Consider the following 7,747-nt stretch of genomic DNA (forward strand, 5'->3'; position numbering starts at 1 on the left):
GTCCGGCGCTGGGCGAGCCGTATCTTCTGACCCCAGGGCCGCTTACCACGGCCTATTCGGTCAAGGAGGCGATGTTGCGCGACTGGGGATCGTGGGACGGCGACTTCCGCGCCATGACATCGGATATGCGTCGCCGCCTGCTGGCGCTGACCGGGGACAGGAACGATGAGTTCGACTGCGTGCCGATGCAAGGGAGCGGTTCCTTCTGCGTCGAAGCGATGCTGGGTTCGTTTGTGCCCAGAGATGGCAAGGTTCTGGTGCTGGCCAACGGCGCCTACGGCCTGCGCGCCGCGCAGACCATGCACTATCTCGGCCGCGCCTACACGCTGATCGACAAGGGCGACTATCTGCCGCCGCGCGGCGACGAGGTGGCGGCGGCCCTCGCGGCCGACCCTGATATCACCCATGTCATCGCCATCCATTGCGAGACCAGCTCCGGCATCCTCAATCCGGTCGCCGAGATTGCGCAAGCCGTCCATGCCAAGGGTCGCAAGCTGCTGGTCGATTCCATGAGCGCCTTCGGCGCCGTAGCGCTCGACGTCAACGATATCCGCTATGAGGCGATGGTCTCGTCCGCCAACAAGTGCATCGAGGGCGTTCCGGGCTTCGGCTTCATCATCGCCCGCAAGAGCGAGCTGGAGGCTGCCAAAGGCAGGAGCCATTCGCTGTCGCTCGATGTCCACGCCCAGTGGGCGCACCTCAACAAAACCGGCCAGTGGCGCTACACGCCGCCGACGCACGTCGTCGCTGCCTTCCTCGAAGCACTGCGCCAGCACGAGGCCGAAGGCGGCGTCGCCGGCCGTGGCGCTCGCTATACGAGGAACCGCGACGTCATGGTGGCCGGCATGCGCGACCTCGGTTTCGAGACACTGCTCGGGGATCGCTGGCTGTCGCCGATCATCGTCACCTTCTTCAACCCGGCCCATGCCAGTTTCGCCTTCGACCGCTTCTACGATCTGATGAAGGACAAGGGCTTCATCATCTATCCGGGCAAGCTGACCGCCGTCGATAGCTTCCGCGTCGGCTGCATCGGCCAGATGGACGAACATGTCATGCGCCGCGTCGTCGAGGCGGCGGCCTTCTCGCTTCATGAAATGGGCGTCGACACCGCCGCTCCACCCGCCGCGGCACTCGCCGAACGCGCCAAACTCGCCGCCTGAAGCGGCCGATCTCGAGGATATCAGATGAACCAGATGTCTCCCATCAACGTCGCGGTCAACGGCCGCACCTACGCCTGGCCGCGTGTGCCGGCCATCGCCATCTGCCTTGACGGCTGCGAGCCGGCCTATCTCGATGAGGCGATCGAGGCCGGGTTGATGCCGGCGCTGGTCAGGATCAAGCAGAAGGGCACCGTACGTTTTGCGCACTCTGTCATTCCGAGCTTCACCAACCCCAACAATCTGTCGATCGCCACAGGAAGGCCACCGTCGGTGCACGGCATCTGCGGCAACTATCTCTATGAGCGCGAGACCGGCAAGGAAGTGATGATGAATGACCCGCGCTTCCTGCGCGCGCCGACCATTTTCCAGGCCTTCTACGATGCCGGCGCCAAGGTCGCCGTGGTCACCGCCAAGGACAAGCTGCGTGCCTTGCTTGGCAAGGGCCTTGCCTTCGATGAAGGCCGCGCGCTGTGCTTTTCGGCGGAAAAATCCGACACCACCACCAGGGCCGAGCACGGCATCGACAATGCCTCGAAACATTTTGGGCTGCCCGTGCCGGAGGTCTATTCGGCCGAACTGTCGGAATTCGTCTTTGCCGCCGGTGTGCAGCTGCTGAAGGAGTTCCGTCCCGACATCATGTACCTGACGACCACAGACTATGTGCAGCACAAATACGCGCCGGGCGTGCCGCAGGCCAACGCCTTCTACGAGATGTTCGACAAATACCTGACCGAGCTTGATGCGCTTGGCGCGGCGATCGTCGTCACCGCCGACCATGGCATGAAGCCCAAGCACAAGGCGGACGGTTCGCCCGACGTCGTCTATGTCCAGGACCTTCTCGACGAGTGGCTGGGCAAGGACGCCGCCCGCGTCATCCTGCCGATCACCGACCCCTATGTCGTGCATCACGGCGCGCTCGGCTCGTTTGCCACCGCCTATCTGCCTGATGGCGCAGATCAGGCCGGCATCATGGCCCGGCTGGCGAAGATCGACGGCATCATGCTGGTCGTCGACAGCCCGACGGCGTGCGAGCGCTTTGAGCTGCCGGCAGATCGCATCGGCGACATCGTGCTGATCTCGACCGAGAACAAGACGATCGGCACCTCAGAACATCGCCATGACCTGGCGGCTCTGAACGAACCGCTACGGTCGCATGGTGGGCTGACCGAGCAGGAGGTGCCGTTCATCGTCAATCGTGTGCTGCCGGAATTGCCTGATGAACCTGTGTTGAGAAACTTCGACGCCTTTTACTACGCCACAATGGCGGCGGCACTGGCGGGCTGAGCGCTAGTGTCGACCCCCCACTCCGCCTCGCTACGCTCGGCACCTCTCCCCCGATCGACGGGGGAGAGGAAGGCGCCAGGGTTAGCCGCGGCTTAGCCGGGAAACGTGGGGGCGCCGACTTCGCCTGATTTCCTCTCCCCCGTCGATCGGGGGAGAGGTGGCCCGAAGGGCCGGAGTGGGGGTCGACCCCGCGACGTACCCAAGAATCTGCTGGAGCAGAACCCATGACCAAACTCGACCCTTCCATCAAAGTCCGCCACGAGCCGATGCGCATTGCCGGCAAGAAAGTTGATGCCGACGGCGTCGTCGAGGTGCGCTACCCCTGGAACGACACCGTTATCGGCACCGTGCCGGCCGGGCGTGCCGAGCACGCGCGAAAAGCATTCGAGATCGCCGCCAGCTACAAATCGAAGCTGACGCGCTACGAGCGTCAGCAGATCCTGTTCCGCGCCGCCGAGGCATTGGCGTCGCGCCGCGAAGAAATCTCCGATCTCATCACGCTCGAGCTCGGCATCTCCAAGACGGACTCGCTCTATGAGGTCGGCCGTGCCTATGACGTGTTCACGCTGTCGGCGCAGATGTGCATCCAGGATGACGGCCAGATCTTCTCCTGCGACCTCACCCCGCACGGCAAGGCGCGCAAGATCTTCACCACCCGCGAGCCGTTGAAGGCGATCTCGGCGATCACGCCGTTCAACCACCCGCTCAACATGGTCTCGCACAAGGTGGCGCCGGCGATCGCCACCAACAATTGCGTGGTGGTCAAGCCGACCGAATTGACGCCGATGACGGCGCTTCTCCTGGCCGACATTCTCTATGAAGCCGGTCTGCCGCCCGAAATGCTGTCGGTGGTGACCGGCTGGCCCGCAGACATCGGCAACGAGATGATCACCAACGACAATATCGACCTGATCACTTTCACCGGCGGCGTGCCGGTCGGCAAGATGATCGCCCGCACCGCCGGCTACAAGCGCCAGGTGCTGGAACTCGGCGGCAACGACCCGCTGATCATCCTCAACGATCTCTCCGACGAGGATCTGGCCAGAGCCGCGGATCTGGCCGTCGCCGGCGCGACAAAGAACTCCGGCCAGCGCTGCACCGCGGTCAAGCGCATCCTGGTTCAGGAAAGCGTCGCCGACCGCTTCGTGCCGCTGGTGCTGGAGCGGGCGAAAAAAATCCGCTTCGGCGATCCGATGGACCGCTCGACCGACCTTGGCACCGTCGTGCACGAGAAGGCGGCGGCGCTGTTCGAAGCCCGCGTCCACATGGCCGCCGAGCAGGGCGCCGAAATCCTCTACAATCCGGGTCGTCAGGGCGCGTTGCTGCCGCCGATCGTTGTCGATCGCGTTCCTCACACATCCGAATTGGTGATGGAGGAGACGTTCGGCCCGATCATCCCGATCGTTCGCGCGCCGGACGACGATGATGCGCTGATCGCACTGTCCAACTCGACCGCCTTCGGCCTGTCGTCGGGCGTCTGCACCAACTCTTTTCCGCGCATGCAGAAATACATCGCCGGCCTTCAGGTCGGCACCGTCAACATCTGGGAAGTGCCGGGCTACCGCATCGAGATGTCGCCCTTCGGCGGCATCAAGGATTCGGGCAATGGCTACAAGGAAGGCGTCATCGAGGCGATGAAGAGCTACACCAATGTGAAGACATTTTCGCTGCCCTGGTCCTGACCGGGCGGCATTGACGGATAAGACAACCGAGGGAGCGTTCGCCGCTCCCTCATTCGCGTTTCGGAGACCATGATGGCCGCGATCAAAGAGCTTGTGCACACCGAAGGCGATTCCAACACCACAGCGGCTCGCGGCCGATGGGATGCCGGGCAGGACGATCCGCGGATCCGCGGCTTGCTCGATCGCGACGCGGCTGCCTTCATGCACCAGAGTCTGTCCAGCCCCTGCCTTTCGACCATCGCGAAGGCGCAAGGCATCTGGATCGAGGACACCGCTGGCCGCCGCTTCATGGATTTCCACGGCAACAGCGTGCATCACCTCGGCTACGGCCATCCAAGGCTGGTCACGGCGATCAAAAAGCAGCTCGATGAGCTCTGCTTTGCGCCGCGCCGCTTTACCTGCGAGCCCGCCGTCGAGCTGGCGGAGAAGCTGGCGGCATTGGCGCCCGGCGATCTCGGCAAGGTGCTGTTCACCACCGGTGGTTCGGATGCCATCGAGGTCGCGCTGAAGATCGCCCGCGCCGCGACCGGCCGCTTCAAGACGGTGTCGTTCTGGGATGCGTTCCACGGGGCCGGCTTCGGCGCTGCAAGCGTCGGCGGCGAGGCGACCTTCCGCTCGCACATATCAGGCCCGATGATGACCGGCACCGAGCACGTCGCACCCTGGGACGGCTATCGCTGTCCCTATGGCCACGATTCCCTCGAAACCTCGGGGCTCGCTTGCGCCAACATGATCGCCTATGTGCTCGGCCGCGAACAGGACGTGGCGGCGGTCGTCGCAGAACCGATGCGGGCGACGCCCAACCCGCCGCCGCCCGGTTTCTGGAAGCGGGTTCGCGAAGCCTGCGACCGGCACGGCACGCTGCTGATCTTCGACGAGATCCCGACCGGGCTGGGCAAGACGGGAAAATTCTTCGCCCACGAGCATGATGATGTGACGCCCGACATCGTCGTCCTCGGCAAGTCGCTCGGCGGCGGCATCCTGCCGATCGCCGCCGTCATCGCGCGCCGCGACCTCGACGTCACCGGTGGCTTCGCGATCGGCCACTACACCCACGAGAAGAACCCGGTGACGACCCGCGCCGCACTGACGACGATCGACATCATCCTGGAGGAAGGATTGGTCGAACGCGCGGCCGAACTTGGCCGGCACATGCTGGAGCGTATGCAGCACCTGATGGCGCGCTCGCCCCATGTCGGCGACGTCAGGGGCAGGGGACTGATGGTCGGCGTCGAGCTCGTCGAGGATCGCGATACGCGCGAGCCGGCGCGCGATCTCGCCGAACGCGTCTTCTATGCTTGCCTGGGGCAGGGGCTGAGCTTCAAGGTCAGCCAGGGCAATGTGCTGACGCTGTCGCCGCCGCTGGTCATTTCGAAAGCTGATCTCGATCGTGCGCTCGACATCCTCGAGACCGCCGTGCTGGCGGCCTGACCATGAAGGCCGTGCGCACCGACCGCGAGCTCGAATGCCCCGAAATCGACGCGGGCTTGCGGGCGAGGGGGGGCGATCTGGTGGTGACTGTCCGCTCGTCCGACCCGCGTTTGCGGGCACAGACAACGGGCGTTTCGTTCGGCTGACCATAACCGTCTCCGTGCCAATCGTGGGCTTTCGCAAGCGCGAAATAGCGGCCGCAACAGGCATGCGACAGTTCCATGACGACTATCAGTAGAAGTTTGCCTGTCATAAAATAAATAGATTTTACTTATCGATCACCAATCCCCAGAGTTGACCCAACGACGACATCCACAAGCGCTACAGGGCCGCAATGTCCACCGGCGCGATCGTCACAGTGCATCGCAGAATGTGCCAACAATCAAAGGGGAACTGAGCATGAAATCGCGCAACGCAACTATCGCAATGGCCTTCGCCGCGGCATTGATGTCATCCGCCGCCTTTGCCGAAACCTCCGAACTGACAGTCTATACCGCCATTGAAGCCGAAGATCTCGCCCGCTACGCCGAGACTTTCACAAAGAGCCATCCCGACATCAAACTGAACTTTGTCCGCGACTCCACGGGTGTCGTTACCGCCAAGCTGTTGGCCGAAAAGGACAATCCGCAGGCCGACGTTGTCTGGGGCCTTGCCGCTACATCGCTTCTGGTGCTGAAGACCGAAGGCATGCTTGAGCCCTACGCGCCAAAAGGCGTCGAATTGCTCAAGCCGAAGTTTGTCGACAAGGACACGCCACCGGCCTGGGTTGGCATGGACGCCTGGGCGGCTTCGATCTGCTTCAACACCGTGGAGGGCAAAAAGCTTGGCCTCGCCGAGCCGACCAGCTGGAAAGATCTTACCAAGCCGGAATACAAGGGTCACATCGTGATGCCGAACCCGGCCTCGTCCGGCACCGGCTTCCTCGATGTATCGAGCTGGCTGCAGTTGTTCGGCGAGAAGGATGGTTGGGCCTATATGGATGCCCTGCATCAGAATATTGATGCCTACACGCATTCTGGTTCGAAGCCGTGCAAAATGGCCGCCGCCGGTGAAACCGTAATCGGCATCTCGTTCGAGTTCCGCGCCGCGAAATCGAAGAAGGAGGGCGCTCCCCTCGATATCGTCATCCCGTCCGAAGGCATCGGCTGGGACATGGAGGCATCCGCGATCGTTGCGGGAACGAAAAATCTCGAAGCCGCCAAAACGCTGCTCGACTGGTCGATCAGCAAGGAGGCCAACGAGATGTACAATGTAGGTTATGCGGTTCTGGCTATGCCGAATGTCGCCAAGCCGGTCGAATTCCTGCCCGCAGATATCGAGTCCAAGATGATCGACAATGACTTCGAGTGGGCGGCCAACCACCGCAAGGCCATTCTCGACGAGTGGACGAAGCGCTACGACGCCAAGTCTGAGCCCAAGAGCTAGACGCAGAGCATTTCGACAGGGCGCCGTCAGAGCGGCGCCCTTCTCGTAACTCTTCCCGGATGGTCAAAATGAGACACGAACCCGTCGCTGATCTATCGGCAACGCTGGCCGAGGTGCATCCCATGACCGCTGCCGGCAACACGGCTTACCTGCGGATCGAACATCTCTGGAAGGCCTTCGGCGAGTTCCATGCGCTGAAGGACATCTCGCTCGACATCAACGAAGGCGAATTCATCTGCTTTCTCGGCCCTTCGGGTTGCGGCAAGACCACGCTGCTGCGCGCCGTCGCCGGCCTCGACCTGCAGACCAGAGGCGTCGTCCGCCAGGGGGGCAGGGATATCTCAACGCTGCCGCCGTCAAAACGCGACTACGGCATCGTGTTTCAGTCCTACGCGCTGTTTCCCAATCTGACGATTGAAAGGAACATCGCCTTTGGCCTGGAAAACACCAAACGGCCGCGCGCCGAGATCGATGCCCGCGTCAAGGAATTGCTCATGCTGGTCGGCTTGCCCGATCAGGCGAAGAAATACCCAGCGCAGCTTTCCGGCGGGCAGCAGCAGCGCATCGCGCTCGCCCGGGCCATCGCCACCTCGCCCGGCCTGCTTCTGCTCGACGAGCCGCTGTCGGCGCTCGACGCCAAGGTGCGCGTGCACTTGCGCCACGAGATCAAGGGGCTGCAGCGCAAGCTCGGCGTCACCACGATCATGGTTACGCACGACCAGGAAGAAGCATTGTCGTTGGCCGACCGCATTGTAGTCATGAACC

General features: G+C 63.0%; 6 protein-coding genes. All 6 read left to right on the forward strand.

Features of this window, described 5'->3' with window-relative positions; all coding sequences use genetic code 11:
* The first annotated feature begins 8 nt into the window (after positions 1–8).
* Positions 9–1,160, forward strand: a complete 1,152-nt coding sequence (locus EN893_RS11195; protein WP_128361538.1) for a 2-aminoethylphosphonate--pyruvate transaminase — start codon at positions 9–11, stop codon at positions 1,158–1,160.
* Between the two features lie 24 nt (positions 1,161–1,184).
* A complete protein-coding gene (gene phnA / locus EN893_RS11200; RefSeq protein ID WP_127266988.1) occupies positions 1,185–2,444 on the forward strand; it encodes a phosphonoacetate hydrolase in 1,260 nt (419 codons plus the stop codon).
* 224 nt (positions 2,445–2,668) lie between these two features.
* Positions 2,669–4,126, forward strand: coding sequence for a phosphonoacetaldehyde dehydrogenase (gene phnY / locus EN893_RS11205; protein WP_127266989.1), 1,458 nt, complete (start codon positions 2,669–2,671; stop codon positions 4,124–4,126).
* Between the two features lie 69 nt (positions 4,127–4,195).
* On the forward strand, positions 4,196–5,557 hold the full coding sequence (locus EN893_RS11210) for an aspartate aminotransferase family protein (RefSeq protein WP_245481051.1): 1,362 nt from the start codon (positions 4,196–4,198) through the stop codon (positions 5,555–5,557).
* 399 nt (positions 5,558–5,956) lie between these two features.
* Positions 5,957–6,982: a putative 2-aminoethylphosphonate ABC transporter substrate-binding protein gene (locus EN893_RS11215; protein ID WP_127266991.1), complete on the forward strand. Its 1,026-nt coding sequence runs from the start codon at positions 5,957–5,959 to the stop codon at positions 6,980–6,982.
* A 122-nt stretch (positions 6,983–7,104) separates the two neighbouring features.
* Positions 7,105–7,747: ATP-binding cassette domain-containing protein (locus EN893_RS11220; RefSeq protein ID WP_128361539.1), on the forward strand; the 643-nt coding region annotated here is incomplete at its 3' end.

It is taken from the genome of Mesorhizobium sp. M7A.F.Ca.CA.004.04.2.1 (genome assembly GCF_004022825.1).
Taxonomy (GTDB): Bacteria; Pseudomonadota; Alphaproteobacteria; order Rhizobiales; family Rhizobiaceae; genus Mesorhizobium.

Bases quoted from the DNA above. Each gene is read 5' to 3' on its own strand.
- phnA (WP_127266988.1), top strand. From the start codon at position 1,185: ATGAACCAGATGTCTCCCATCAACGTCGCGGTCAACGGCCGCACCTAC.
- phnY (WP_127266989.1), top strand. From the start codon at position 2,669: ATGACCAAACTCGACCCTTCCATCAAAGTCCGCCACGAGCCGATGCGC.
- EN893_RS11210 (WP_245481051.1), top strand. From the start codon at position 4,196: ATGATGGCCGCGATCAAAGAGCTTGTGCACACCGAAGGCGATTCCAAC.
- EN893_RS11215 (WP_127266991.1), top strand. From the start codon at position 5,957: ATGAAATCGCGCAACGCAACTATCGCAATGGCCTTCGCCGCGGCATTG.